Annotated in this window: 19 protein-coding genes and 1 pseudogene; 12 read left to right on the top strand and 8 right to left on the bottom strand. The window is 72.1% G+C overall.

The genetic code is table 11. The features are described from left to right. The first annotated feature begins 99 nt into the window (after positions 1-99). The 3 genes from ACSU6L_RS37380 (at position 100) to ACSU6L_RS37370 (ending at position 3,411) form a co-directional block, all read left to right on the top strand. Positions 100-495 (top strand): TOBE domain-containing protein, encoded by a 396-nt coding sequence (locus ACSU6L_RS37380; protein ID WP_437064126.1) that lies wholly within the window; start codon positions 100-102, stop codon positions 493-495. Positions 496-583: 88 nt separating this feature from the next. After that, on the top strand, positions 584-1,396 hold the full coding sequence (modA, locus tag ACSU6L_RS37375; RefSeq protein ID WP_437064125.1) for a molybdate ABC transporter substrate-binding protein: 813 nt from the start codon (positions 584-586) through the stop codon (positions 1,394-1,396). A gap of 80 nt (positions 1,397-1,476) precedes the next feature. Then, entirely contained in the window at positions 1,477-3,411 is a 1,935-nt protein-coding gene (locus ACSU6L_RS37370) for an ABC transporter permease (RefSeq protein ID WP_437064124.1), read from the top strand. 27 nt (positions 3,412-3,438) lie between these two features. Here ACSU6L_RS37370 and ACSU6L_RS37365 read toward each other — a convergent pair whose 3' ends face one another. The 3 genes from ACSU6L_RS37365 to gdhA all read right to left on the bottom strand — a co-directional run bounded on the left by ACSU6L_RS37365 (position 3,439) and on the right by gdhA (position 6,431). After that, positions 3,439-3,858, bottom strand: coding sequence for a TOBE domain-containing protein (locus tag ACSU6L_RS37365; protein ID WP_437064123.1), 420 nt, complete (start codon positions 3,856-3,858; stop codon positions 3,439-3,441). A gap of 162 nt (positions 3,859-4,020) precedes the next feature. Then, positions 4,021-4,836: a class I SAM-dependent methyltransferase gene (locus ACSU6L_RS37360; protein WP_437064122.1), complete on the bottom strand. Its 816-nt coding sequence runs from the start codon at positions 4,834-4,836 to the stop codon at positions 4,021-4,023. A gap of 248 nt (positions 4,837-5,084) precedes the next feature. Next, positions 5,085-6,431, bottom strand: coding sequence for an NADP-specific glutamate dehydrogenase (gene gdhA / locus ACSU6L_RS37355; protein WP_437064121.1), 1,347 nt, complete (start codon positions 6,429-6,431; stop codon positions 5,085-5,087). 281 nt (positions 6,432-6,712) lie between these two features. Here gdhA and ACSU6L_RS37350 point away from each other — a divergent pair, with 281 nt between their 5' ends. The 3 genes from ACSU6L_RS37350 to ACSU6L_RS37340 are packed head-to-tail and all read left to right on the top strand — an operon-like array spanning position 6,713 to position 11,138. Further along, positions 6,713-8,809, top strand: coding sequence for a hypothetical protein (locus ACSU6L_RS37350; RefSeq protein ID WP_437064120.1), 2,097 nt, complete (start codon positions 6,713-6,715; stop codon positions 8,807-8,809). Beyond that, a complete protein-coding gene (locus ACSU6L_RS37345; protein ID WP_437064119.1) occupies positions 8,806-10,146 on the top strand; it encodes a CHAT domain-containing protein in 1,341 nt (446 codons plus the stop codon). Before ACSU6L_RS37350 ends, ACSU6L_RS37345 begins: the two co-directional genes overlap by 4 nt. Before the next feature lie 8 nt (positions 10,147-10,154). Continuing rightward, complete coding sequence (locus ACSU6L_RS37340; RefSeq protein WP_437064118.1) at positions 10,155-11,138, top strand: hypothetical protein; 984 nt, start codon at positions 10,155-10,157, stop codon at positions 11,136-11,138. 110 nt (positions 11,139-11,248) lie between these two features. Here ACSU6L_RS37340 and ACSU6L_RS37335 read toward each other — a convergent pair whose 3' ends face one another. The 3 genes from ACSU6L_RS37335 to ACSU6L_RS37325 form a co-directional block, all read right to left on the bottom strand. Beyond that, on the bottom strand, positions 11,249-11,899 hold the full coding sequence (locus ACSU6L_RS37335) for a lytic polysaccharide monooxygenase auxiliary activity family 9 protein (protein ID WP_437064117.1): 651 nt from the start codon (positions 11,897-11,899) through the stop codon (positions 11,249-11,251). 258 nt (positions 11,900-12,157) lie between these two features. Beyond that, complete coding sequence (locus ACSU6L_RS37330) at positions 12,158-12,631, bottom strand: SRPBCC family protein (protein ID WP_073944048.1); 474 nt, start codon at positions 12,629-12,631, stop codon at positions 12,158-12,160. Positions 12,632-12,752: 121 nt separating this feature from the next. Beyond that, positions 12,753-14,144, bottom strand: a complete 1,392-nt coding sequence (locus tag ACSU6L_RS37325; RefSeq protein WP_437064116.1) for an FAD-binding oxidoreductase — start codon at positions 14,142-14,144, stop codon at positions 12,753-12,755. A gap of 236 nt (positions 14,145-14,380) precedes the next feature. Here ACSU6L_RS37325 and ACSU6L_RS37320 point away from each other — a divergent pair, with 236 nt between their 5' ends. Both ACSU6L_RS37320 and ACSU6L_RS37315 read left to right on the top strand, forming a co-directional pair. Then, positions 14,381-15,340, top strand: coding sequence for a DUF1152 domain-containing protein (locus ACSU6L_RS37320; protein ID WP_437065183.1), 960 nt, complete (start codon positions 14,381-14,383; stop codon positions 15,338-15,340). A 63-nt stretch (positions 15,341-15,403) separates the two neighbouring features. Beyond that, a complete protein-coding gene (locus tag ACSU6L_RS37315; protein ID WP_437064115.1) occupies positions 15,404-16,459 on the top strand; it encodes a hypothetical protein in 1,056 nt (351 codons plus the stop codon). 109 nt (positions 16,460-16,568) lie between these two features. Here ACSU6L_RS37315 and ACSU6L_RS37310 read toward each other — a convergent pair whose 3' ends face one another. Beyond that, positions 16,569-18,527: a protein kinase domain-containing protein gene (locus tag ACSU6L_RS37310; RefSeq protein WP_437064114.1), complete on the bottom strand. Its 1,959-nt coding sequence runs from the start codon at positions 18,525-18,527 to the stop codon at positions 16,569-16,571. 161 nt (positions 18,528-18,688) lie between these two features. Between ACSU6L_RS37310 and ACSU6L_RS37305 the strand changes: the two genes are divergently transcribed. The 4 genes and pseudogenes from ACSU6L_RS37305 (at position 18,689) to ACSU6L_RS37290 (ending at position 22,553) form a co-directional block, all read left to right on the top strand. After that, the gene (locus tag ACSU6L_RS37305) at positions 18,689-19,480 is read left to right on the top strand and encodes a class I SAM-dependent methyltransferase (RefSeq protein WP_437064113.1); all 792 of its coding nucleotides are present in this window, start codon (positions 18,689-18,691) and stop codon (positions 19,478-19,480) included. A 104-nt stretch (positions 19,481-19,584) separates the two neighbouring features. Further along, positions 19,585-20,517, top strand: a complete 933-nt coding sequence (locus ACSU6L_RS37300; protein WP_437064112.1) for an NAD-dependent protein deacetylase — start codon at positions 19,585-19,587, stop codon at positions 20,515-20,517. A gap of 96 nt (positions 20,518-20,613) precedes the next feature. Then, positions 20,614-21,247 (top strand): annotated as a pseudogene (locus tag ACSU6L_RS37295) (glyoxalase). A 502-nt stretch (positions 21,248-21,749) separates the two neighbouring features. Further along, positions 21,750-22,553 (top strand): restriction endonuclease, encoded by an 804-nt coding sequence (locus ACSU6L_RS37290; protein WP_437065181.1) that lies wholly within the window; start codon positions 21,750-21,752, stop codon positions 22,551-22,553. A 254-nt stretch (positions 22,554-22,807) separates the two neighbouring features. On the opposite strand, the gene ACSU6L_RS37285 is transcribed toward ACSU6L_RS37290, so the two are convergent. Next, positions 22,808-23,887: a hypothetical protein gene (locus ACSU6L_RS37285; RefSeq protein WP_437064111.1), complete on the bottom strand. Its 1,080-nt coding sequence runs from the start codon at positions 23,885-23,887 to the stop codon at positions 22,808-22,810. Positions 23,888-23,909 lie beyond the last annotated feature (22 nt).

Raw genomic sequence — 23,909 nt, 5'->3', positions numbered from 1 at the left:
AGGCGGTCTTGTCCCTTCATACGATCCCCCTCTCATCCGCCATGGAGAGACCCACCATTCTGTTGCAAATGAGAGCAGATCCGCCCTACGGTGTCGCACATGCAGTCCTACACCATCGGTCAGGCCGCGCGTCTGCTGGGCGTCAGCCCCGACACGGCGCGGCGCTGGGCGGACGCGGGCCGGGTCGTGACCCACCGCGACGAGAGCGGCCGCCGGCTCATCGACGGCAAGGCTCTCGCCGCCTTCTCCTCGGAGATCGCCCAGGCCGGTACGGGCGACGACGACGCGCCGTACACATCGGCGCGCAACGCCTTTCCCGGAATCGTCACCGCGATCAAGCTCGACGACATCGCGGCCCAGGTCACGATCCAGGCCGGGCCGCACCGCCTCGTCTCCCTCCTCACCCGCGAGGCCGTCGAGGAACTGGGACTGGAAGTCGGCATGCAGGCCACCGCCCGTGTGAAGTCGACCAGCGTGCACATCGACCGCACCTGAACCGCACGACGTACAGACACCTCGGCCGTGGGCGCGACCGGCCGCTCGCTCCAGACGTTCCGCTCGTCCCCAAGGAGTTCAGATCCTCATGTCCCGCACCCCGACCGTCATCGGACGCCGTACCGCCGCCGTCCTCACCGCGGCCCTGCTCGCCGCGCTCACCGCCTGCGGCAACGACGACTCCGAGAAGGACACCGGCGCCTCCACGGCCCCCGGGGCCACGAACGCCGTGCCGCAGGCCGACCTGACGGTCCTCGCCGCCTCCTCGCTCACCGACGTCTTCGAGACGGCGGCGACGGCGTACGAGAAGGCCCACCCGGGTACGAAGATCACATTCTCCTTCGCCGGCTCGCAGGAGCTCGTCGCGCAGGTCTCCCAGGGCTCCCCCGCCGACGTTCTGGTCACCGCCGACACAAAGAGCATGGACAAGGTGAAGGCCGACGCCGGCACGCCGACGATCATCGCGAAGAACCGGCTCGTCATCGCCACCGGCAAGGGCAACCCCCACAAGGTCGACGAGCTGAAGGATCTCGCGGACGACGACCTCAAGGTCGTCCTCGCCGCGCCCGAGGTGCCCGTCGGCAAGTACAGCCGGCAGATCCTGGACGCGCAGGGGATCACGGTGAAGCCGGTCTCCCAGGAGCCGAACGTCCGCGCCGTGCTCAGCAAGGTCGAACTGGGCGAGGCCGACGCGGGCCTGGTCTACAAGACCGACGCCGAGAGCGCCGCCGACAAGGTCGACGCCGTCCGGATCCCCGACGCGCAGAACGCCGTCGCCCAGTACCCGGCCGCCATGCTGAAGGACTCGGAGAACGCCGAGGCCGCCGCCGCGTTCGTGGCATGGCTGAGCTCGCCCGAGGGTCAGAAGATCCTCCAGGACGCGGGCTTCCAGAAGCCGTAGCCGACGAGGGCTGTCCGTCTCGGGAGCCGGAGCGGACGGACAGCCCCCTCCCCCTCTTCTCATGTCTTCGGGAAACAGCGATGCAATCACCTGGCATACCTAAGTCCGGCGGCCGTCCGCCCCTCATGCTGGCGCTGCCCGCGGTGGCGGCGGTGGCGTTCCTGGCCCTGCCCCTGATCGGCATCCTCGTGCGGACGGAGTGGGGCGAGCTCGCCGACCATCTGGGCTCGCCGGGCACCGTCGAGGCGCTGCGACTGTCCCTCCTCGTCTCCTTCTGGGCTCTCGGTCTGTCGCTGCTGCTCGGCGTGCCACTGGCCTGGCTGCTCGCCAGGGTGCCCTTCCCGGGCAAGGCGTTCGTCCGCTCGCTCGTCCTGCTGCCGATGGTGCTGCCACCGACGGTCGGCGGGGTCGCGCTCCTGCTCGCCTTCGGCCGGCGCGGGCTGCTCGGGCCCTGGCTGGAGGACACCTTCGACATCACGCTCCCGTTCCACACCTCCGGCGCCGTGCTCGCGGCCTCCTTCGTCGCCATGCCGTTCCTCGTCATCAGCCTGGAGGGCGCCCTCGGCGGGCTGCGGCCACGCTACGAGGAGACGGCGGCCTCCCTCGGCGCCTCACCGGTACGGGTGTTCTTCACGGTCACCCTGCCCATGGTGGCTCCCGGGGTCATCGCGGGCGCGGCCCTCACGTGGGCGCGGGCCCTCGGCGAATTCGGCGCGACCATCACCTTCGCCGGCAACCTGCCCGGCACGACACAGACCCTGCCCCTGCAGGTGTACCTCCTGCTGCAGGACGAACCGGAGGCCGCGACCTCCGTGTCGCTGCTGCTGCTCGCCATCGCCATGGCCGTGCTGATCGCGCTGCGTGGACGGTGGACGGGCGCCCCCGCCGATCGGTCCCGGCGCACCGCCCCCCAGGCGGACACGGACCCTGTCACGGCCGTGCCGCCACCCGACGTCCGCCGCCCCGCCCCGCCCGAGCAGCGGTGGCCTCTGCACGCCGACGTCACCGGCTTCACCCGTCTCACCCTGGACGCCGAACCCGGCACGACCATCGCCGTCGTGGGCCCCAACGGTGCCGGCAAGACCACCCTGCTGCGGGCCCTCCTCGGCCTCACCCCCCGCGCCCACGCCCGCCTCGTCCTCGGGGAGGAGGACGTCACCGGCCTGCCCCCGCATCGCCGGCACGTCGCCTGGGTGCCGCAGGACGGGGCTCTCTTCCCGCATCTGACGGCGCTCTCCAACACCGCGTACGGACTGCGCGCCCAGGGCGCCCCGCGCACCGAGGCCCGCCGCGAGGCGCGGATGTGGCTCGACCGCCTCGGTGTCGGCCACCTCTCCCACCGCCGCCCCGCCCAGCTGTCGGGCGGGCAGGCGGGGCGCGTCGCCCTCGCGAGGGCACTGGCCGCCCGTCCGCGGCTCCTCGTCCTGGACGAACCGCTCGCCGCCCTCGACCAGACCACCCGCTCCCACGTACGGCACACCCTGCGCGCCCACCTGTCCGGCTTCGGCGGCGTCTGTCTCATCGTCACCCACGACCCCGTCGAGGCCGTCTCGCTCGCCGACCGCGTCCTCGTGCTCGACGACGGCCGCGCCCTGCAGGACGCCTCGCCCGCGGAGGTCACCCGGCATCCCCGCTCCCCGTGGGTCGCCCGCATGCTCGGCCGCAACGCCTGGCCGGGCACGGCGACCCGGGAAGGCCTCGCTCTCGACGGAGGCGGCACCCTGGTCGCGGCCGAGCCGCCGCCGGCCGGCACTCCCGCCCTCGCGATCGTCGCGCCCGAGGCGGTGTCCGTACACCGCGAGCGGCCGGCTGGCAGTCCGCGGAACGTCTGGCCTGGGACCGTGCGCGAGATCACCACGAGCGGCAGCAGACTGCGGGTCCTGATCACCTCCGGCCAGGCCCCCGACCTCGTCGCCGAGATCACCCCTCAGGCCGCCGCCGAACTCGGCCTCGCCGACGGAGTGTCCGTCTGGACCAGCGTCAAGGCCACCGAGACGACGGTGGTGGCGCTTTGAGCCGTACCCCTCGGCGCCGCCCCGTGATCAGGCGGTCGCGAGGGAGATCTCGGTCGACTTGATCAGCGCGACGACGGACGTACCGGCGCTCAGGCTCAGGTCCTCGACCGCGTCCCTCGTGATCGCGGCGGTCAGCTCACCGCCGTCGACCGAGACCTTCACCGAAGCCATGGCGCCGCCGGTCGACACCTCGGTGACGGAACCCGCGAGCTGATTGCGGATGGAGATGCCGTCGACGGGCCCGGTCGCGAGGGCGACCTCGGTGGACTTCACGAGGGCCCGGACCGCGGAGCCCTCGGCCAGGCCGAGATCCCTGACCGCGTCGGCCGTGATCGCGGCGGTGATGTCCTGGCCGCCGGCCAGGCGCACCTTCACCGACGCCATGGCCTCGCCGGCGGTGACGGCGGTGACGGTGCCGGAGAGCTGGTTACGAATGGACAAGGTCATGGAAGCACGCCTCGCTGAGCGGTTGACGGAACGGTCATCACTTCTGTGGGCTGCATCATGGCCGACCGTACGGGCGGAAGAATCCGGCCGGCTAGACGCGTCGCGTTCGCCAGCCGGATGGACGCAGTCCCCTCGCGGCTCGGTTGGGAACCCGCGTCCGCCCTACTCGGGTTTCCATCCCCAGGCGGTGAGCATCCCGGCCGACAGTGCGGCGCATTCGTCGGAATCCAGGTAGCGGACCGCCGCGTCGACGGCCGCGTCGTCGACCAGGCCGGTGGCGCGCATCGCCCCTCTGCTCCGTTCCCAGGTGTCCGCCCAGAACCGGCTGATGGGACTGCCCGGCGTCAGCGGTGGCACGTGGATCTCGGCGGCGACGGGAGCGAGCCCGGCCCCACGCAGCAGGTGCGGGTACGACGGCACCTGGGAGACGTCGGTGCCGATGGTGTCCCGCAGCCCCTGCCACATCGCCTTCATCACCGTCGTGTACGGCGTGCCGGGCGCCCGATCGCTCGTCAGGTCGACCGCGTCGCTGAGCACCAGCACACCGCCCGGTGCGACGAGGCCGGCCAGGGCTGTGATCAGGCGGTCGCGTTCGGGCAGGTGCATCAGCACGAACCGCGCGTGCACGAGCCGGAACAGGCCCGGGGCGAAGCCGGGCGCGGTGATGTCGGCCTCCAGCACGTCCAGGCCGGGCACGCGCCGTTCGGCGAGGAATCGCACGTCACGGTCCACGGCGAGCACACTCGCCACCCCGGCCTCGTCCAGCAGCCGGCGCGAGACCGTGCCCGTGCCGGCGCCGACGTCGAGGCAGCGCCAGCCGGGGCCGGCCCCGAGGGCCCGCAGCCGCGCCATGGTGAGGTCGTCGTAGACCAGGGCACCGAAATCGATGCGCTCGCCCTCACCGGCCTGTCCGGGAGGGAAGACCGCCTCACCGTACCGGCCGCCGCCCGGCGCGTCCCCGCGCGCGGTGCCGGTCACGCCGCCGCCCGCGCGGAACCGGTGCAGGCGCGGAGGGGGGCGTCGTCGAAGAGTTTCATGGCCGGACCTCTTGAACGCGGTAGGACGGTGCCGGGCAGCCCGTGCTGAGGCCGCCGCCCCACCGATCCTCCATCGACGGCCGCCCGCGCTGCCTAGGCGCGCCGCGCCTGAGCCGATCGGCCCACAGGGCCGGGCAGAGGTGATGACCCGACGACGGCCAGGCTCCCGGGCCCAGCGGAGTGGTGCCGTCAGACGACCCCCTGTGCGGCCATGGCCTCGGCCACCCTCAGGAAACCCGCCACGTTCGCGCCGAGCACGTAGTCGTCGGCGTTGCCGCCGTACGCCTCGGCGGTGGCGCGGCACTGGGCGTGGACGCCGCGCATCACCGCGGCGAGCCGGGACTCGGTCTCCTCGAAGGACCAGCTGTCCCGGGCCGCGTTCTGCTGCATCTCCAGCGCGGAGGTGGCCACACCGCCCGCGTTGGCGGCCTTCCCGGGGCCGAAGAGGACACCGGCCTCCCGCAGCACCTCCACCGCCTCCGGCGTGCAGGGCATGTTCGCGCCCTCGGCGACGGCGAGGACGCCGTTCTTGACCAGGGCGACGGCGTCTTCGCGCCGCACCTCGTTCTGGGTCGCGCAGGGCAGCGCGATGTCGCACGGGACGTCGTACACCGTGCCGCGGTCCGAGAAGCGCGCGTTCGGCTTCACCTCCGCGTAGGCGGAGATGCGGGAGCGGCGGACCTCCTTGATCTCCTTCAGGAGTTCCAGGTCGATGCCGTCCTCGTCGACGAGGTAGCCGGAGGAGTCGCTGCAGGCCACCACGCGGCCGCCCAGCGCGTGCGCCTTCTCCACGGCGTACACGGCCACGTTGCCGGATCCGGAGATCACCACGCGGCGTCCGTCGAAGCCGTCGCCGCGGGTGGCGAGCATCTCCTGGGCGAAGTACACCGCGCCGTAGCCCGTGGCCTCGGTACGGGCGTGCGAGCCCCCCCACGCCACCGGCTTGCCGGTCAGCACGCCGGCCTCGTAGCGGTTGGTGATCCGCTTGTACTGGCCGAAGAGGTAGCCGATCTCCCGCGCGCCCACGCCGATGTCGCCGGCCGGGACGTCGGTGTGCTCGCCCAGGTGGCGGTGGAGTTCGGTCATGAAGGACTGGCAGAACCGCATGATCTCGCCGTCCGAGCGGCCCTTGGGATCGAAGTCCACGCCGCCCTTGCCGCCGCCGATGGCCATCCCGGTCAGCGCGTTCTTGAAGATCTGCTCGAAACCGAGGAACTTGACGATGCCGAGGTTGACGCTCGGGTGGAACCGCAGACCGCCCTTGTAGGGGCCGAGCGCGCTGTTGAACTCCACCCGGAAGCCCCGGTTGACGCGCACGGCGCCCGCGTCGTCGACCCAGGGAACCCGGAAGATCAGCTGCCGCTCGGGCTCGCACAGCCTCTCCAGGATCCCGCTCTCGATGTACTCGGGGTGCCGTTCGAGCGCGGGTACGAGGGAGTCCAGTACCTCCGTGGCGGCCTGGTGGAACTCGGCCTCCCCCGGGTTGCGCCGGCGGAGCTCGGTGTGGACGGCCTCGATGTGCGCACTGACGTTCATAGCGGTGTCTCACTTTCCCGATCTGACGGAACTACCTGGCGTGGAGACGATCCGACACCCGGTCGAGTGCCCGAACGGCTTGGGGAGCGCCGGAGCGTTGAGGACAGGCGTGGGAGCGAAACGCGGCCGCTTGCACCATACGGCGCGAAGGTCGTCGTGGACCTCGCCATCCGTGATCCGGTCGGCGAGCAGAGTGCCGCCACGCGGCGCCTGCTCCGAGCCGGTCGGTGACGGCATGTCAATCAGCCGGCACCTTGCGGTCCTTGGGGCTACCCTTGGCAGTGAGGCTTCGCAGGGGGGACGGGATATCGGTGGCGCCCTATCTGACTCAGCACCTCCTGGTCCAGGGCGGTACGAGCACCCCTGACGTCTCGCTGCCTCCCGGGACCCGGCGCAACGCGGACACGTTGCGCAAGGCGCTGCTGGATCCGGACACCCTCGCGGTGCGTCCGGAGGACTGCCGGACGATCGTCCCGGAATCCCCGCATGACGTTCTGTCGCAGTTATCGGAGGCCTCCGCCTCCGACGGTCCGCTGTTCGTGTACTGGACGGGTCACGGCAGGCTGACCGACGGTGGCGTGCTCCAGCTCGCTCTCGCCCGCGACCGGCTCGACGACGAGCCTCCGCGCTGGATCGGGGCCCGGGAGCTCGTGACCGCCATGCGCGACTCCGGGGGGCCGGGCCGGGACCGGCTCCTGGTGCTCGACACCTGCCTGGGCGGGAGGCGGGGCGGTGACGAGGTGCCGTACAGCACGGCGGCGATCCACCGTGAGATGGAGTACCTGGGCCGGAGCAGCGGGGTCGCGGTGCTGTCGTCGGTCGGGCCGTCCCCGGCGGCGTTCGCCGCGAACCACCACGCCCCGTCGGTCTTCACCCAGCAGCTGACCGAACTGCTGCGGTCCCCTCGGCTGGCGGGCCAGGGCCTGGACCTGAGGCGGCTGCACGAGCTGCTGTACGCGTCGCTGAAGGGCAGCGGCTATCTTCCGCCGCTGCTGTGCAACGCGTCGGGGTTCCGGCTCCCGCTCACCCGTGCCGGCCTGCGGCCTCCCGCGGCCTCCTACGGACTGGCCAGGCGCCGGCCGTCGGAGGTGGCCCCGGTCTCGTCGCGGTACGCCCTCACGGTCGCCGGAGCGCTGCACGCGGCCTGGGCCGAGAGCGACACCGGGCCGGACTACGATCCGGGGCTGGCAGCGGCCTGGGTGCACCGGCGGCTGCTGGACAGCTTCTGCGGATTCACCCCGGCGAGCGCGTCACTGCTGCGCAGGGCACCGTCGCGGGACGAGCTGCTGAACAGGGTCGCCGAGCTCGCTCTCGAGGGCCGTAACCTGCTGCTCGTGTACGTCGCCGCACACGCCACGGCGCGCACCGCCGACAGTGGGCGGCTCGATCTGCATCTCCAGCTCGCGGACGACGAGACCGTCTCGGTCACGGACCTGGTGGAGTGTCTGCGGCAGGCACGGGCGGAGCAGGTCGTGGTGCTGGTCGACGCCTGCCGCACCGGCTCCGACGCGGGTGCCGCGTGGCAGGTGGTGTCGCAGGGCGGGCAGCAGCCGTTCCACGCGTTGCGTCCCGGCTTCAGCCGGCTGGTGGTGCAGTGGTTCAACGCCCGTCAGGGAGAGTCCGTACATCTGCCCGCGCGCGGTGTGGGCGCCTTCGCCGACGAGATGGTGTCGGGGACCGGCCCGGACCCGGAGCCGGGCGTGACCCCGTGGTCGGCCTACACGGCCTGGGCGTTCACGTTCCGGGGCGCGACGATCACCTACGACGACAGTCAGGGGCCGCTGAAGGACTGGCTGGAGTTCCTCCGGCTGGGCAGCGACTCTGAGCGCGGACGCCGCGCGCCGCTGCCCTCTCTGACGGACAGTCTCTTCGAGGCCGCCACCAGGGCGGCGACCGAGCCTGCGCACGAACCGGCACCCGAGCCGACGCCGGAGCACGGCGACACCGACGAGGCCGCCCGGCCGTCGGGCGGCGGGCGGCGCGGCAGCGGTTCCTTCCGCCGGCACCGGGCGCGGCTGCGCGTCACGGACGCCGTGCTGCCGGCGCGGGTGGGCAGCACGCTGCAGGTGGTGTTCGACTACACGCCGATGGACGACGCCTGGACACCGCGGCCCGGCTCGGACGCCACGCGGGCGGCACCGCTGAAGCTCACCTTGCGGATCAGGGCCGACAGCGCCGTGGTCCGGCCCGCCGTCATCCACACCAGCCTCACCGACGCCGACGGCACACCCGCCGAGCGTTTCGAGGTGACCCCGCAGGGGGAGGGCCCCGTCAGGCTGCGCATCTCGGTGCTGCGCAGCGCCGACGGGACTGTGATCCAGCAAGTCAGCAGTGTGCTGCCGGTGGCCGAAGGGGACGGTGCGGTCGTCTCATCATGACTGGCGAGATCGAGCTCGACATCGAGCTGGAAAGCGACTCCTTCGGCCACCTGGAGCGTCTGCCCCGGTCCGTGCCCGGCCGGCTCCAGGAGCGGACCATCTTCGTGAACATCGAGCACAGCTCGCACGACGACACCTTCCGCATCGACGCGTACGGCTCGGCACTGCCCTACGACGGCAACGGTCCCCTCGTGGGCCGCATCACGCGCAGCCGCGACGACATCGCCGCCCAGGTGAACCATCTGCACCGGATATGGCTGGAGAGGGTGGTGCAGCACTGGCACGAGCCGTCCGCGAGCTACCCCTACGAGGGGCTGCCGAAGAGCACGCTGGGAGCCGAAGCCGAGACCCTGCTGGCAGAGGTGGGCATCGATCTCGCGCGCGCCGGAGACGCACTGTTCCGTTTCCTCTTCGCCCGCGGCGACGCAGGCCTCACCCGCCTCTACGCCAAGTTGTGCTCGGCTCTGCGCAGCGGCCCGCAGACGATCACGGTCACCTCCGAGGATGTCTTCATCCCGTGGGGGCTGCTGTATCTGCCGCCCGCGCCGGACACTCCGCTGATGCGCGCCGACGCCCAGGTGGACTGGGAGGGCTTCCTGGGCTACTCGCACCTCGTCGAGCACTGCCTGGGCCCGGTCGACGACTACTCGCCCTTCATCGAGCACGGCATCGATCCCCCCAACGCGGGTCTGCACTTCGACGAGCGGCTCGAGAAGGGTGAGGACGAGGCGGCCGACTGCCCGATACGTCCGGTGCGCGCGGTGCTGGAGACGCATGCCGTGCCCAGCGAGCGCACGACCAAGCCGACGACCGCCGAGGCGCTGTGCGAGTCGGACAACAGTGACCACCTGCTGGTGTTCGCCGCGCACGGCTCCGGTGTCCGCGCCACGCGTCGCGAGCCGAGACAGGCGCAGGTCACCCTCTCCGACGACAAGCCCATCTATGCGATCGACCTGGTGCAGTGGGCCTCGTACCGCGATCGACGGCTGCCCAACCCGCTGTGTTTCATGATGGTCTGCGACGGCGGCCGCGCCGGGATGTGCCTGCACGAGGGTCTGGCCCGCCCGCTGTTCGAGCTGGGTGTCGGCTGTCTGATCGGTCCCCAGGTGGAGGTGCCCGAGACGTTCGCCTCCAAGTTCACCTGCCGGTTCTTCGAGGAGTTCTTCAAGGGCGAATGCGCCGCACCCGTGGTGAGAGCGCTGGTGCGGGAGTTCGTCCACGAGCACGCCAACCCGCTGGGCCTGGTGTTCACGCTCATCCGGGGCATCGACAACTGTCTGGTCGGCGGCTCGACCATGGAGACGGACGACGATGACCGCGCGTGTGAGCCTGGATGAACGCGCGTGTGAGCCTGATCGATCTCGATGAGCAGGGCCGGCTGCTGCACCCCCGCCTGCGCACGGCCGTCCCCGCTGCCGAGGTCCCTGGCGTACTCGAGTCCCATCTCCGGCTACGCGAGGAGACCACCGACATCTTTCTGCACGTCCACGGGTGGCGCACCGACGCCGAGGCGGCCCTGGACGCCGCGACACGGCTGTTCTCCCTGATCGACCAGGTCTCGGCAGGGCAGCCACGGCTCTATCCGCGCGTTCGCCGCTTCCGGCCTCAGTACGTCAGCGTGCGCTGGCCTTCCCTCAGCCGACGCACCCCGTGGGGCTACCGGGCCATCCGCGAGCGCACCGCCGTGATGGCCCGCTCCGGGCAGACCGCGCGCGTACTCGGCTCGGTCCTGGGTTACTTCAACGACCGCCGCGACCTTCCCGAGGCCGGGCCGGACGTGCTGGAGACCTCCTACGGCCAATACCTGCACTGCGTCGGCCATTCCTTCGGCAGCCGCTTCCTCCTGCACGCCGTGATGGAGGCGACCCGGCGACTTCGCCAGGGCGGCCCCGGCACCCTCGCCTGGCCCTGGCGCGACCGCGCCCACCCCTGGACGGTGGACAGTCTCACCCTCTTTCAGGCGGCCCTGCCCGCCGACTCCTTCCTCAGTCCCCCTTACGCCCGGCTCCTCGAGCCCGGCATCCTCAACGCGCCGATCGCCATGACCTACTCCCCCGCCGACCTGGCGCTGGGCGCCTGGCACCGCCTGGCGGAAGGCGGACGCAACGGCATCGGCTTCGAAGGAGCCACCGGCCCCGCCGGTACCCTGCACGATCTCGCCCTCCTGCCCACCGGCCGGCGCTACCGTTTCCCGCGGACCGCGCGCCTGCTCAACATCGACGCGAGCGCCTGCTACCGCACCGGCGGCCTCCCGCACGGCGCCCACTCCGACTACCTCCACCCCGAATCCGCCCACCTGCTGATGTCTCTGGCGGAAGCGGCGCGCTGACCCGTATGCATCGAGAGTGGGGCGCGACACCCACCGCACACCCACCGCACACCCGACGCGCCGCCGGGCGGGACGCGTCGGAAGCGCGTCCCGCCCGGCGGGGGCATGGATCAGCGGAAGTTCACGTCGCTGCACAGGAAGTACGTCTGATCCATGTGCGACGCCTGCCAGATCGTGTAGACGACGTGCCGACCGCTCAGGCCCGACGTACTCACGTCGATCGAGTAGTTCTGGCTGGGTGCGTACCTGCCGGTGCGGGCGACGAGTCGCAGGTCGCTCCAGCGCAGCGGCTGGGTGGCGGGGTCGAAGCCCTGGCGGGTGACGTACACCAGGAAGTAGTCCGCGCCGTGGCTGGCCTGGTCGTACAGCTTGACGGTGAAGTCGGACGAGACGTCCGTGGTCTTCCACGCGCCGACGGTGTCCAGTGAGTTGTAGCGGCCTCCCTCGGTCTGTCCGCCGCTGCACAGCCGGCCGTCTGGGACGACCGCCTGGAAATTGCCCCCGGACCCGTTGCGGTACAGGCCGTTCCAGTTCCACATGGCGTTGGGGTTGGCTTGCCACGCCTGCCAGCACATGGGGTCTTCCTGTGCCATCGCCGGGTTCTGGAAGTCGCTGCCCCAGCGCAGCCAGCAGCCGTAGTTGCGGGACGCCGGGTCGACCACGGAGCCGTGGGCCGAGGCGGTGCCGCTCCCGGGGATCAGGCTGATCAGCAGGGCGGCGAGCACACTCAGGAGGAGTGCGGGGCGGAAGCCGGTCCTCAATCTGTCGCGATCATGACAAGCAAGTGCGTGACGCACGGCGGTCTCCCTCTTTCGATGCGGGGGGATGCGGACGCGGGGAGCTGCGGTGTGGAGGGTGGCATTGGGAGCGCTCCCACACGTCCACGGGTGACAGGTTGCGGGTCCCTCCGCAGGCGCGCAACGACAAATCGCGCCACATTCTCGAACATGGTCCGGCCGGCCCCGTGAGGCACGGGGCCGGCCGGAACCGCCCGGTCTGCGCGTCGGCGTCAGGGGCTCTCAGAGGGTGGTGCCCGGGTCCTGCGGCCGGATACGTCCGCGCCAGCCGCCCTCGCCGCCACCGCCTTCGACGTAGTCCTTGAAGCGGCGCAGGTCCCCCTTCACCCGCCTGTCGATCATGCCCAGTGCGTCCGCGCCCTTCTCTGCGAGACCCGTCGGCTCGATGTCCATCGTGAGCTCCACCCGGGTGTGGGTGTCGTCCAGGCGCTCGAAGCGGACCGAGCCGCGCTGCTGTGTCTCACCGCCGACGGTCCGCCAGGTGATCCGGTCGTCCGCCAGCTGATCGACGATCTCGGTGTCGAACTCCCGGCGCACCCCACCGATGCTGGTGGACCAGTGGTTGTGCCGGTCGTCGAGCTGCCTGACCTCGTCGACGCCCTCCATGAAGTTCGGGAAGTCCTCGAACTGGGTCCACTGGTCGTACGCCCGGCGCAGCGGGACCTCCACGTCCACCGATTCCTTGACCGTGCTCATCTGATCCCTCCTGATCCGCTCTGACGGGGGTCGGCCGCGGCCGGCGCGCCCACCTCCTCCGTGCGAGGCATCGGGTACCCGGGAAAGCCGATGCGAAAGAAAGCGCACCGGTACCGAGTGGTCACGGTCTGCGGGCGGCCATGCCGAAGAGACCCTCCGGGTCGTACCTGGCCCGGGTTCGTCGCAGGCGCTCCTCGTGGGAGCCGAAGACCGTGCCCCGCGGCTCGCCCGCGTCCTCGCCGAGGCCGGCGAAGTTGACGTACGTCCCACCGCTGGAGAACGGCTTCAACGCGTCCCACGCCGAGCGCGCCCACCCGATCGCGGTCTCGTCGAGCGCCGGGTCCTGCCAGCCCGCGTCGATGCTCACGTTGTAGCGCGCGGACCGGTACGCGAACGCGCTGTCGTCGGGGCCGACGCGCGCTATCGCACCACCGAGGGTGCGGACGACGATGAGACTTTCCGGGGTGGGCCGCCGGGAGTACCAGTCCACCAGGGTCCTGATGGCCTCGTCGCTCAGCTCGTCCACGAAGTGCGACTTCATGAAGTAGCGCTCGCCGTCGGGGAACCGCCAGGTGTTGGCGCTCTGCAGCATCACGTAGGGCATGGTGCCGCTCAGGTCGACGAGCGGCGGGCCCAGTTCGCGCTGCGTCGCCAGCGCGGCGGTGGCACCGTCGTCCGGCGGTCCCCCGTACACGGCGCCGATCATCACGCAGTTGGCTCCGTGCAGTTCCTGCGGGATCACGGGGGCCGCGGGGACGCTCCAGAGCAGAAGTTCCGGCGTGACGGTCTCCGGCGCGGTGTACGCCGCGTCCCGCCAGGCCCGCAGCACGTCCTCGGCGCGCTCCCACGGGTGGAGGACCAGCACACCGGCCACCTCGGGACCGAGCTCGTGGAGGCCGAACTCGAAGGACGTGACCACTCCGAGGCCCCGGCCACCGCCGCGCGCCGCCCAGAACAGCTCGGGTTCCTCTTCCCGGTTCGCCGTGCGTACCGTGGCGTCCGCGGTGACGATCTCCAGTGAGCGGACGCTGTCGCAGCTCAGACCGAACGTCCGCATCACGAAGCCGAAGCCGCCGCCGAGCGTGAGGCCCGCGATCCCGGTGGCCGAGATCTCCCCGCCCGGTGTGGCCAGCGCGTGCAGCTGGGTCTCACGGTCGAGTTCGCCCCAGGACACTCCCGCCTGGGCCCGCGCGGTCCGGGCGGCGGGGTCGACGTGCACGCCCTTCATGCGGGACAGGTCGATCACCAGTCCGTCGTCGCACACCGCACTGCCCGCGACCTGGTGCCCGCCTCCGCGGATACTGACGGCGGGCCGGTGTTCCCGCGCGACCCGCACCGCCTCGGCCACGTCCGCCGTGCCGGAACACCGCGCGATGAGCGCGGGGCGGCGGTCGATGAGACCGTTCCACACGGTCCGGGCCTCGTCGTACCGGGGGTGCCCGCGGTCGATCACCTCGCCTTGGAGGGAGGCGCGCAGGTCGTCCGCCATCGCCTGCTCCGCGGTGTCTGACATTCTGCCGCCGTGCTCTTCCGGCTGCTCCGGCTGCTCCGGCTGCTCCGGCATCAGCGTTCACCCTCCCCGGTGCGCGCTGCTGGCTGTCGCCCTGTTCTTCCACGCTAGTGCGGGGTCGCGGGGCCCGCATGCGGGCCCTCTCACGCGCCGGACCGGCCGAGGTACCGGCGCGGGACGCCGTCGGCATCGCCGAAATCGAGGGCGCCCGCACATGTCGGCCCGTCAGACTGATCATCATGACGGCCCTGCACACCAATCCGCTGTTCTCCCGCCTCGAAGGCGCCGAGCGCGTACTCGTCTCCGGCGCCGGAGGCGGTTTCGACATCTACGCCGGACTGCCGATCGCCCTCGACCTGATGCACCAGGGCAAGGAGGTCCGTCTGGCCAACCTCACGTTCAGCGCGGTCGAGGGACTGCCGTCGGAGGACTGGCTCGCGCCGGACGTGGCCGTGGTGACTCCGCGTTCGGCACCGCACCAGACCTACTTCCCCGAGCGGACCCTGGCCCAGTGGCTGGCCCTGCACCGATACCCCAGTACCGTCCACGCCTTTCCGCGGACGGGCGTCCAGCCGCTGCGCGCGGCGTACCGAGCGGTGATCGACCATCACCGGATCGACGCGGTGGTCCTGGTGGACGGCGGCACCGACATCCTGATGCGCGGTGACGAGGCGGGACTCGGCACCCCGGAGGAGGACCTGACCAGCGTGGCGGCGCTGGCCGGGCTGGACGACGTCCCCGAACGCCTCGTGGTGTCCGTCGGGTTCGGCGTGGACGCGCACCACGGGGTCAGTCACGGCCTGGTGCTGGAGAACATCGCCGCGCTGGAGCGCGACGGCGCCTACCTCGGCGCGTTCTCGATATCCCGCACGACCCGGGAGGGCGCCCTCTACCTGGACGCCGTCGCCCACGCGCAGGACCACACCCCCGACCACCCCAGCATCGTCAACGGCTCCGTCGCGGCCGCGATCCGCGGTTCCTTCGGCGACGTCCAGTTCACCACGCGCACCCGGGGCAGCGAGCTGTTCGTCAACCCGTTGATGTCGCTGTGCTTCGTCTTCGAGCTGAGAGGGCTGGCCGACCGCTGCCTGTATCTCGACCGGATCGAGGACACCCATCTGATGCGCCAGGTCGGCAGCGTCATCGCGGAGTTCAGGGACGAGACGGTCACCCGGCCGCCCCGCCGCATCCCGCACTGACATTACGACGCGCCACGCAAAACGGCTGGCGGGGCCCGCGCGGGGCTTGCGAGCATGCACGTCATGGATACGACGGGGGACGAACGAATCGACGTGGTGCCGCTCGGCACGACGCCGGTGCGGGGCACATGCGAGGCGGTCAGCGGAGGGCGGCTCGTCGTCCGCACGCCCGGGCTGCTGGAGGTGCACGACCGCGAGGACTTCCTCGCGGGGAGGAGCGCGGGCCCGAGTGCCGCCCTGCGGACGGAGGAGCATGAGCGAGCGGTTCCCACGCCCGACGGCGGGTTCGTGGTGGCCGGGGGCTCGTCCGTGCGGGCGGTGGGCCCCGACGGGGGCCCTCGCTGGGAACTGACCCATGACCCATGGCACGGCGCCGCCCGGGCGCACTCCGCGCCGGCCGTCAGCCCGGACGGGCGGCTGGTGTGCGTCGTCGTGCCGACGCTGGAACCCGACAAGGAGAAGGCGGCCCTGGTGTACGACCTGGAGCCGGGCCGCAACTACACCTGGGACGACCTGCTGCTCCTGGACGCGGCGACCGGCGAGGTGCTCGGCCGACGGCAGATCCGTTCGCTGGCGTCCGCCGCGGTGGCCTCCTGGCGTCCGGACGGCGGCGCGGTCGTGGTGTCCTGCTGGACCGCCTGGCACAGCTGGTCGACCTGGTGGGCCGAGCCGCGCGCCGACGGTCTCGACGTCCTCGGCGGCACGTGGATGCGCGCCCTGGCGGGCTTCCTCCCCGGCACCCGCGTGCTGACCCAGCGGTACGCCGAGCACATGTTCCACGACGACGACCGCGACGAACTGGCGTCGTACGACCTCGGCTCCGGGGAGCAGACGGCGCTGCTGGATCTGGCGGAGCTGGCCGTCGACCCGGAGAACGACGAGTTCCACTCCGCGGAGGTCCTGGACGGGCGCCATGTGCTGGTCCCCGGCCGGGTGCACCCGGGAGGGGCGCCGGAGACGCGGCACTGGCTGCTCGACGCCGGCACACTGCGTCCGCTCGGTCGGCTGAGCTACCCGGTGCCGGTGGGCGAGGACGTGACCGTACTGGGAGACGGAACCTGGCTCACGCACGACGGCGACCGGCTGCACCGCTGGACGCTGAGCCGCACGGGCTCGTAGGCGCATGCGTGGCCGGCCGGATGTCAGTCCAGGGAGATCCTTGCCGCGTGCAGGCGACCGTCGCCGCCGTCGAAGTACGCGTGGCCGCCTGAGATGACCAGCTGCGGGTCTACAGGGTCCCGTTCGGGTCCGTGAAGAGGACGGTGCCGGTCGTCAGCGCCAGGACGTCGACCTCTTCCGCGGCCGTCCTGTGGCGCCACAGCGACGTGGCCGTTGCGGCGTCGAATGCCGACACGTAGGCGCTGTCCGCGAAGTGGGCGACCCCGCCGGCGACGACCGGTGTGGCCGCCCCGTTCGCGATGCGGGGGTCCCACAGCCTGCCGGTGAAGCCGCGCCGCCACCGCTCCTTGCCGGTCCGCGCGTCGACGGCGTACAGCGTGCCGTCACGGCTGCCGAAGTAGACCGCGCCGTCGGCCACGACCGGGCGGGTCACGGCGGCACTGTCCGCCCGGTGCGTCCAGACTCGGGCGCCCTTGCGCGTGCCGGCCTCCACGGCGTGCAGCACCGGACCGGCGTGGGCATAGACCATGCCGTCGGCCACGGCGATGTCCTCCGTAGTGCCGTCGCCGAGTTCGTAGGACCACAGGGGCTCACCGGTGCCGGCGTCCTGGACGACGAAGAGGCCGGGGAAGTGGGAGTAGGCGGCCTCTCCGACCGTGATCGGGCCCATGTGGAGGCTGTGGTCCTTGAACTTCCAGCGGGTCTCGCCGGTGTCCGGGTCCGCGGCGTAGAGATGGTCGCCGCTGCCGTAGTAGAGCGTGCCCCCGGTGACGGAGGTGATCATCGTGTAGTCCCCCGGCACCTGCCGCTGCCATCGCCGACCGCCGTCCCCGGAGTCCAGTGCCTGGATGGTGCCCTGGTCTTCGCTGCAGAGGTAGACCATGCCGTTCGCCACCTCCTCCAGCGACAGTCCGTCGGCCAGCGGGCGGGACCACAGCTGTCTCAGCTTCGCCGCGCTGCGCGGCTTCTCCCCCTCACCGGATCCCCCGCCGTTCACGAGCGCGGTGACGCCGCCGACGGCGAGGACCGCGGTCGCGGACAGCCCCGTCAGCAGACGGCGTCGGGTGAGGAAGGGCCGGGCGTGCCCGTCCGTGACCGCCGTGGGAGATCCGGAGACGACCGTCGCTGTGGTCTCGTCGTCCGTGGTGGCCGGGGCGGCTCCGAGTGGCGGAAGGGCGGCTTGGACGCGGGCGATCGCGGCGGCCACCGGGCCGGGCAGCCAGTCGTCCTCCGGCAGCGGGCCGTGCGGCACGTGCCCCGCCGGTTGCCCGAGGTCGTCCAGTACGTCCGGGATCGAAGGCCGTCGGTCCGGGTCCTTCGCCAGACACCGGGCGGTCACCTCCGCCAGCCGGGGAGGCAGTCCGCCGAGGTCGGGCTCCTCATGGACGACCCGGTAGTTGACGGCGTGTGCCGCGCCGCTCCCGAAGGGGCTGGTTCCGGTCGCGGTGTGCGCCAGGACCGCGCCCAGGGCGAAGACGTCGGCCGCCGGTCCGGCCTTCTCGCCCCGTAACTGCTCGGGCGGGATGAAGCCGGGGGTGCCGACGACCGTGCCCGTCTGCGTGAGCCGGGTGTCCTCGGCCGCCACCGAGATCCCGAAGTCGATCACTCGGGGGCCGTCCGCCGCGAGCAGCACGTTGGACGGCTTGAGGTCCCGGTGGACCACACCCGCCCCGTGGACGGCCCCCAGCGCCTCGGCCAGCGCCGCGCCCAGCCGTCGTACCGCGTGCTCCGGCCAGGCCCCGTGCTCGGCCACCGCCTCACCCAGGGAGAGGCCGGGGACGTACTCGGTGGCCAGCCAGGCCGGGCGCCCCTTCGTGTCGGCGTCGATCACCGCGGCGGTGAAGAAGCCCGCCACCCGGCGCGCCGCCGCGACCTCCCGCACGAAGCGGCGCCGGAAGCCGGGATCGTCCGCCAAGGCGGCGCGCACCACCTTCACCGCGACCACGCGTCCACTCGGCGACCGGGCCAGGTAGACCCGGCCCATGCCGCCCTGGCCGAGCCGCGCCACCAGCCGGTAACGGCCGACCTGTTCGGGATCCCCCGAAGCCAGCGGTGCGAACGCCGCCACCGTGCTCCTCCCGTCGCCCCATCAGTAGCCGCTTCATCTTCCTTGTACGGCTATGGACTTGAGAAGCACGAGCATGGTTCCGGATGTGCGGGTTCCGTTGCCACTGATCCGTTGATGGCATCGGTCGTGTGACCATCTCGTATGACTGACAGGGAGCGATGATGGACCGAGTGACCGACGTGCCTGAGAGCTTCGCCCAGTCCGCGCGCCCGGCGCGGGTGAACGACTACGACAGCTTCGCCGAGGCCTACTCCGCGGAGAACGAGCACAGCCTCGTGAACGCGTACTACGCGCGGCCCGCGATGCTGGCCCTGGCCGGGGACGTGGCGGGCCGCCGGGTTCTGGACGCCGGCTGCGGCTCGGGCCCCCTGTCCGCCGCGCTGCGCGACCGGGGCGCGGTCGTCACCGGCATCGACGCCAGCGCCGGGATGCTTGCGCTGGCCAGGCGGCGGCTCGGGGACGACGCCGCCCTGCACGTGGTCGACCTGCGCGACCCCCTGCCGTTCGCCGACGGCGCGTTCGACGACGTGGTCGCGTCGCTGGTGCTGCACTACCTGGAGGACTGGGGGCCGACGCTGGCCGAGCTGCGGCGCGTGCTCAGGCCCGGGGGCCGGCTGATCGCGTCGGTGGACCATCCGTTCGTGGCGTACGCGGTCCAGGATCCCCGGCCCGACTACTTCGCGAACACCAGCTATGGCTTCGAGTGGACGTTCGGCGGGCGGTCGGTCCCGATGAGGTTCTGGCGCAAGCCGTTGCACGCGATGATCGACGCCTTCACCGCCGCCGGCTTCCGCGTCGCCGGCATCAGCGAGCCGCGGCCCGACCCGGCCGGCCGTGACCTGTTCCCCGACGGCTTCCGGGACCTTTCGACCCAGCCCTGCTTCCTGTTCTTCGTCGTCGAGGCCGTCGAGGTCGTCGAGGTACCGCCGTCGGCTGCGGGCTCGGAGGGCTAGGCAGTGTCTTTCCGATCATCCGATCGTTAGGGCACGTCCGGCGTGGCCGCTCGGTCGACGGTGCGGGACAGTGACGCCTCCGGCGGACTGCGTACCCTGGCGGCATGCGCATGCGCCCCACTCTGAGCTGGACCCCCGGCGACGACCTGCCGCCGGGCACCACGGATCCGCAGCCGGTCGTCGAGGCGCTGAGCACCGGCGGTGTGCTGGTGCTCAGCGGGGCGGGCATCTCCACGGAGTCCGGCATCCCCGACTACCGGGGCGAGGGCGGGAGCCTGAGCCGGCACACCCCGATGACCTACCAGGACTTCACCGGCGGCGCGCAGGCCCGGCGCCGGTACTGGGCGCGCAGCCACCTCGGCTGGCGCACCTTCGGCCGGGCCCGCCCCAATGCCGGACACCGGGCCGTGGCGGCGTTCGGGCGGCACGGCCTGCTCGCGGGGGTCATCACCCAGAACGTCGACGGTCTGCACCAGGCCGCCGGCAGCGACGGTGTCGTGGAACTCCACGGAAGCCTGGCCCAGGTCGTCTGCCTCTCCTGCGGCACCCTCAGCCCGCGCCGTGAACTCGCCCAGCGGCTGGAGGAGGTCAACGCGGGGTTCGAGCCGGTGGCCGCGGGCATCAACCCGGACGGTGACGCCGACCTCACCGACGAGCAGGTCGGGGACTTCCGCGTGGTCCCCTGCACGCTCTGCGGCGGCATCCTCAAACCGGACGTGGTCTTCTTCGGGGAGGCCGTGCCGCCACGCCGGGTCGAGCACTGCCGCGACCTGGTCCGCGAGGCGACCTCACTGCTGGTCCTGGGCTCGTCGCTGACGGTGATGTCCGGGCTGCGGTTCGTTCGCCAGGCGGCCCTGGCCGGGAAGCCGGTACTGATCGTCAACCGGGACCCGACGCGGGGCGACCGGCACGCGCTCACGCGGGTCGCGCTCCCGCTGGGGCCGTCCCTCACCGCCGTGGCGGACCGGCTGGGCATCCCCGTCGGCTCGACGCCGAGCCCGGCTCCGGCCACAAGGTCCGATCCGGGCTCCGGATGACAGGGGGACGGCGGGGAGCCGGGCAGCCGGGCAGTCGCAGGGACTGATCAGTTTTCGAGAAGCGTCGGTGCCCCGGTCGCCCCTACCGTCACAGACATGAACTTCATCGGCTCCGTCACCCTCGAGGTGGCCGACACCGCGGCCGCCGCCCACCTTCTACTCGACCACCTTCGGACTGGACCCGTCGCGGGTGCGGCTGCGCGGCTCCGAGGCCCCCACGACCGGCTTCCGCGGTTTCACGCTGTCGCTCGTGGTGTCCCAGCCGGGCAACGTCGACGCGCTCGTCGGCGCGGCACGCGACGCCGGAGCCGCCGTCGTCAAACCCGCGTCGAAGTCGCTGTGGGGATACGGCGGCGTCGTGCAGGCACCGGACGGCACGATCTGGCAGATCGCGACGTCGAGCAAGAAGGACACCGGCCCGGTCACCCGGGACGTCGACGAACTCGTGCTGCTGCTCGGTGTCGAGGACGTGAAGGCCAGCAAGCAGTTCTACGTCGAGCAGGGCCTCACCGTGGCCAAGAGCTTCGGCGGCAAGTACGTCGAGTTCGCCTCCGGGCCGGGCACGGTCAAGCTGTCGCTGTACAAGCGGCGTGCTCTCGCCAAGGTCGCGGGTGTCCCCGCCGACGGCACCGGGTCGCACCGGATCGTGCTGTCCGGCGCCGGCAGCCCGTTCACCGACCCGGACGGCTTCGTCTGGGAGACCTCGGTGCCGGTGAAGGGCACCAACTGAGCTGTGACGTGCCGGGCGGCGAGTGCCCCGTCGAGCGGCGGGCCGCGTGCGTGGCGTGGTGACCGCCCACCGCCACACCCGGGCATCAGGAGCGGTCGTCCCTCCCGGAAAGCGGAGTACGCCGCCGTCGCTCGTACCGGAGCGCCGCGGCCGTGACGACCGCGCCGGCCCCGTCCCACAGGCCCACCCCGAGGTGTTGAGCGCCGCCATGGAGGTCGCCGTAAGGAAGACCAGGGTGTGGTCTCCCTCCGCGCGCCGGGAGCCCTCAGTGGGTGTGAAATCCATGAGCCCGAGCAGGGTGTCAGGGGCGATCAGTCCGACCACGCCCAGCGCGGCGGCGAGGACACCGAACACAGCCATGGTCCAGCCGGGCGGGGAGCGGGGCAGCAGCTGCACGAAGTCCTCCTCGGGTCAGGGGAGTTGCCGGGCAGCATACGCGGGCACACGACGTAGGTGATCTTTCGTTCCGTCGCCGGAGGGTCCGGAGGAAGGAGTGACCGTGGTGGCCATACCGGAGCGCCCCGGGCGCCGCGCGTACCGTGAGCGCCGCTTCGACTTGCGCGCGACAGCCATGTTCTTCGGTCTCAGCGCGGTGATCCTGGTCGTCGTGGGGCTGGTCGCGCGCGCGGCGGTGCGGGTCGTGGAGCGGCGTCCGCTGTGGGCGGTCGTGCTGTCGCTGCTGGTCGTGGCCGTCGTCCTCGGCTACGGAAGGCGCCGGCGCCGCCTCTCCGCGGCGCGGCTGGCACGCCGTACCACCGCGGCGCTCCAGGCAGCCACGACGACGGCCCTGGACGCCCTGGACGAGACCGCGCCGGCGACGGACCCCGGGCCCGCGCGCCCCGGCACGCCCTCCCCCACCGGCCGGGACGCGACACCGGAGCCGACCCTCGTCCTCGATCACGATGCCCTCAGCCCCGACGAGTTCGAGCAGGCGGTGGCCGCGCTGTGCGTGCGTCACGGCTGCTCGCAGGTGCGGGTCGTCGGCGGAGCCGGGGACCTGGGTGCCGACGTGGTGGCGCTGACCGCCGACGGCCGGCGCCTGGTCATCCAGTGCAAGCGCTACGGGGACGAGAACAAGGTCGGCTCCCAGGAACTGCAGCGCTTCGGAGGCACCTGCTTCACCGTGCACGAGGCCGACGTGGCCGTCGTCGTCACCACCAGCGACTTCACCGCACCGGCCGTGGAGTACGCCGAGCAGTGCGGCATCGTCTGCGTGGACGGGAGCGCCCTGCGCGCCTGGAGCGACGGCCTGGCAGCGGAGCCTTGGGCGGTGGTGCCCGACGGTTTCGAGGGCAGGGCGGGATGAGGGGGTGACCGCTCCACGCTGCCGCAGCCGCGAAGCTCATGCCGTCGACGGGCCCCACGGGGTGTCTCGTCGATCAGGCCGGATCAGGGAGCGGCGCCTGGTGCCGTGCATCGCAAGGCGGAGGAGGGAGCCGATGCGATGGGGGTCCCCCTGCTCGAGCGGAGCCGAGAGCTTGGGGGAATCGGGGACCGACGACAACGCGGCGAGGCGCGGCGCCAGACGCCGCGAGCCCGGCATGATCGGCGAGACACCCCCTAGTCGCCGCCACCCCCGCCGCCGTCACCGCCACCGCCGCCGTCACCGCCTCCGCCGTCTCCCCCGCCGGAGTCCCCTCCGTCACCGCCGTCCGCGCCCCAGCCGTCGGCGCCGCCGGGTTCGTTGTCGTCACGCCCCCTGCCGAGGTTGCTGAACCACGGGCGGTCCCACCACGCGTCGGCGGCGATCGGCTCTCCGCCGTTCATCCGGCGACGCCGCTCGGCCCGGAAGCGTGCCGCTCCTGTCGTGTCTCCAATACCGAAGGCGACGGCGAACACCTGCGCCATGACGGCGTCCAGCGGGTCGGAGCTCTCGTACCGCACCGGGGTCAACGGCAGCAGGACGCTCCCGGGTTCGGGTTCCGGCCGCCCCCGGTGACGCGTCAGGAGAGCGACCCGCCGCCCGTCGCGCAGCAGCCACGAACTCTTCGCGTTGTCCCGCCGCAACTCCCAGTGCCCTTCGGGCAGTCGGACCCCCACCCGCCTCTTGGACTTGCGCACTCTCATCTCAAGGCTGAGCTCCGCCGTCACGTCGCCGACGATCAGGCGCAGGCCGCGGGACGGATCGCCGGCATCGCGGTGGAAGCCGTACGGTGCCCGTATCCGTACGACGGGAGCGTCCGGGCCCCACACGTCCACCCGCACCAGATTCCGGTCCACGGCGACGGCGATCGGCCCGGCGGGGCCCGGCGCGAACCGGCGCGCGATCCACAGCGGTACGCCCTCGGCCCCGGCCCGGGCCGCGAGCGCGGCCACCTGCTCCGGTCCACCGCACTGCCGTACCGCCAGCTCCCCCAGCGTGCGGGCGAACTCCGCGGCCTGTCGCACCTTCAGTGGCTTGGTGGTGCCGGTCACGCGGGTCACCGGGACGATGCCGGGCCCGTCCTCCAGGAACCCCAGCGGGCGTTCCGTCCCGCCGCCGCCGAGCCAGTACCCGCGCTGGAACGCCTCGGCCATGGCAGCGAGGTTCAGCTCGCTCAGCGGGGTGAGCCTGCCGCCCCTGCGCAGCCCGTCCTCTTTCAGCTCGACGGTTCGCGCCAGCGGGTTCCACGACCGCTCGCCATAGATCAACCGGTTCATCACAGCAACCCCCATGCTTACG

The sequence above is a fragment of the Streptomyces sp. enrichment culture genome, assembly GCF_964272855.1.
In the GTDB taxonomy this organism is placed as follows: domain Bacteria; phylum Actinomycetota; class Actinomycetes; order Streptomycetales; family Streptomycetaceae; genus Streptomyces.
This window is presented reverse-complemented; position numbering and strand designations above follow the sequence as displayed.

Excerpts from the sequence above, each read along its gene's own strand:
- ACSU6L_RS37380 (WP_437064126.1), top strand. The coding sequence starts at position 100 with ATGCAGTCCTACACCATCGGTCAGGCCGCGCGTCTGCTGGGCGTCAGC.
- modA (WP_437064125.1), top strand. The coding sequence starts at position 584 with ATGTCCCGCACCCCGACCGTCATCGGACGCCGTACCGCCGCCGTCCTC.
- ACSU6L_RS37370 (WP_437064124.1), top strand. The coding sequence starts at position 1,477 with ATGCAATCACCTGGCATACCTAAGTCCGGCGGCCGTCCGCCCCTCATG.
- ACSU6L_RS37365 (WP_437064123.1), bottom strand. The coding sequence starts at position 3,858 with ATGACCTTGTCCATTCGTAACCAGCTCTCCGGCACCGTCACCGCCGTC.
- gdhA (WP_437064121.1), bottom strand. The coding sequence starts at position 6,431 with ATGAACGTCAGTGCGCACATCGAGGCCGTCCACACCGAGCTCCGCCGG.
- ACSU6L_RS37345 (WP_437064119.1), top strand. The coding sequence starts at position 8,806 with ATGACTGGCGAGATCGAGCTCGACATCGAGCTGGAAAGCGACTCCTTC.
- ACSU6L_RS37330 (WP_073944048.1), bottom strand. The coding sequence starts at position 12,631 with ATGAGCACGGTCAAGGAATCGGTGGACGTGGAGGTCCCGCTGCGCCGG.
- ACSU6L_RS37325 (WP_437064116.1), bottom strand. The coding sequence starts at position 14,144 with ATGTCAGACACCGCGGAGCAGGCGATGGCGGACGACCTGCGCGCCTCC.
- ACSU6L_RS37320 (WP_437065183.1), top strand. The coding sequence starts at position 14,381 with ATGACGGCCCTGCACACCAATCCGCTGTTCTCCCGCCTCGAAGGCGCC.
- ACSU6L_RS37315 (WP_437064115.1), top strand. The coding sequence starts at position 15,404 with ATGGATACGACGGGGGACGAACGAATCGACGTGGTGCCGCTCGGCACG.
- ACSU6L_RS37305 (WP_437064113.1), top strand. The coding sequence starts at position 18,689 with ATGGACCGAGTGACCGACGTGCCTGAGAGCTTCGCCCAGTCCGCGCGC.
- ACSU6L_RS37300 (WP_437064112.1), top strand. The coding sequence starts at position 19,585 with ATGCGCATGCGCCCCACTCTGAGCTGGACCCCCGGCGACGACCTGCCG.
- ACSU6L_RS37285 (WP_437064111.1), bottom strand. The coding sequence starts at position 23,887 with ATGAACCGGTTGATCTATGGCGAGCGGTCGTGGAACCCGCTGGCGCGA.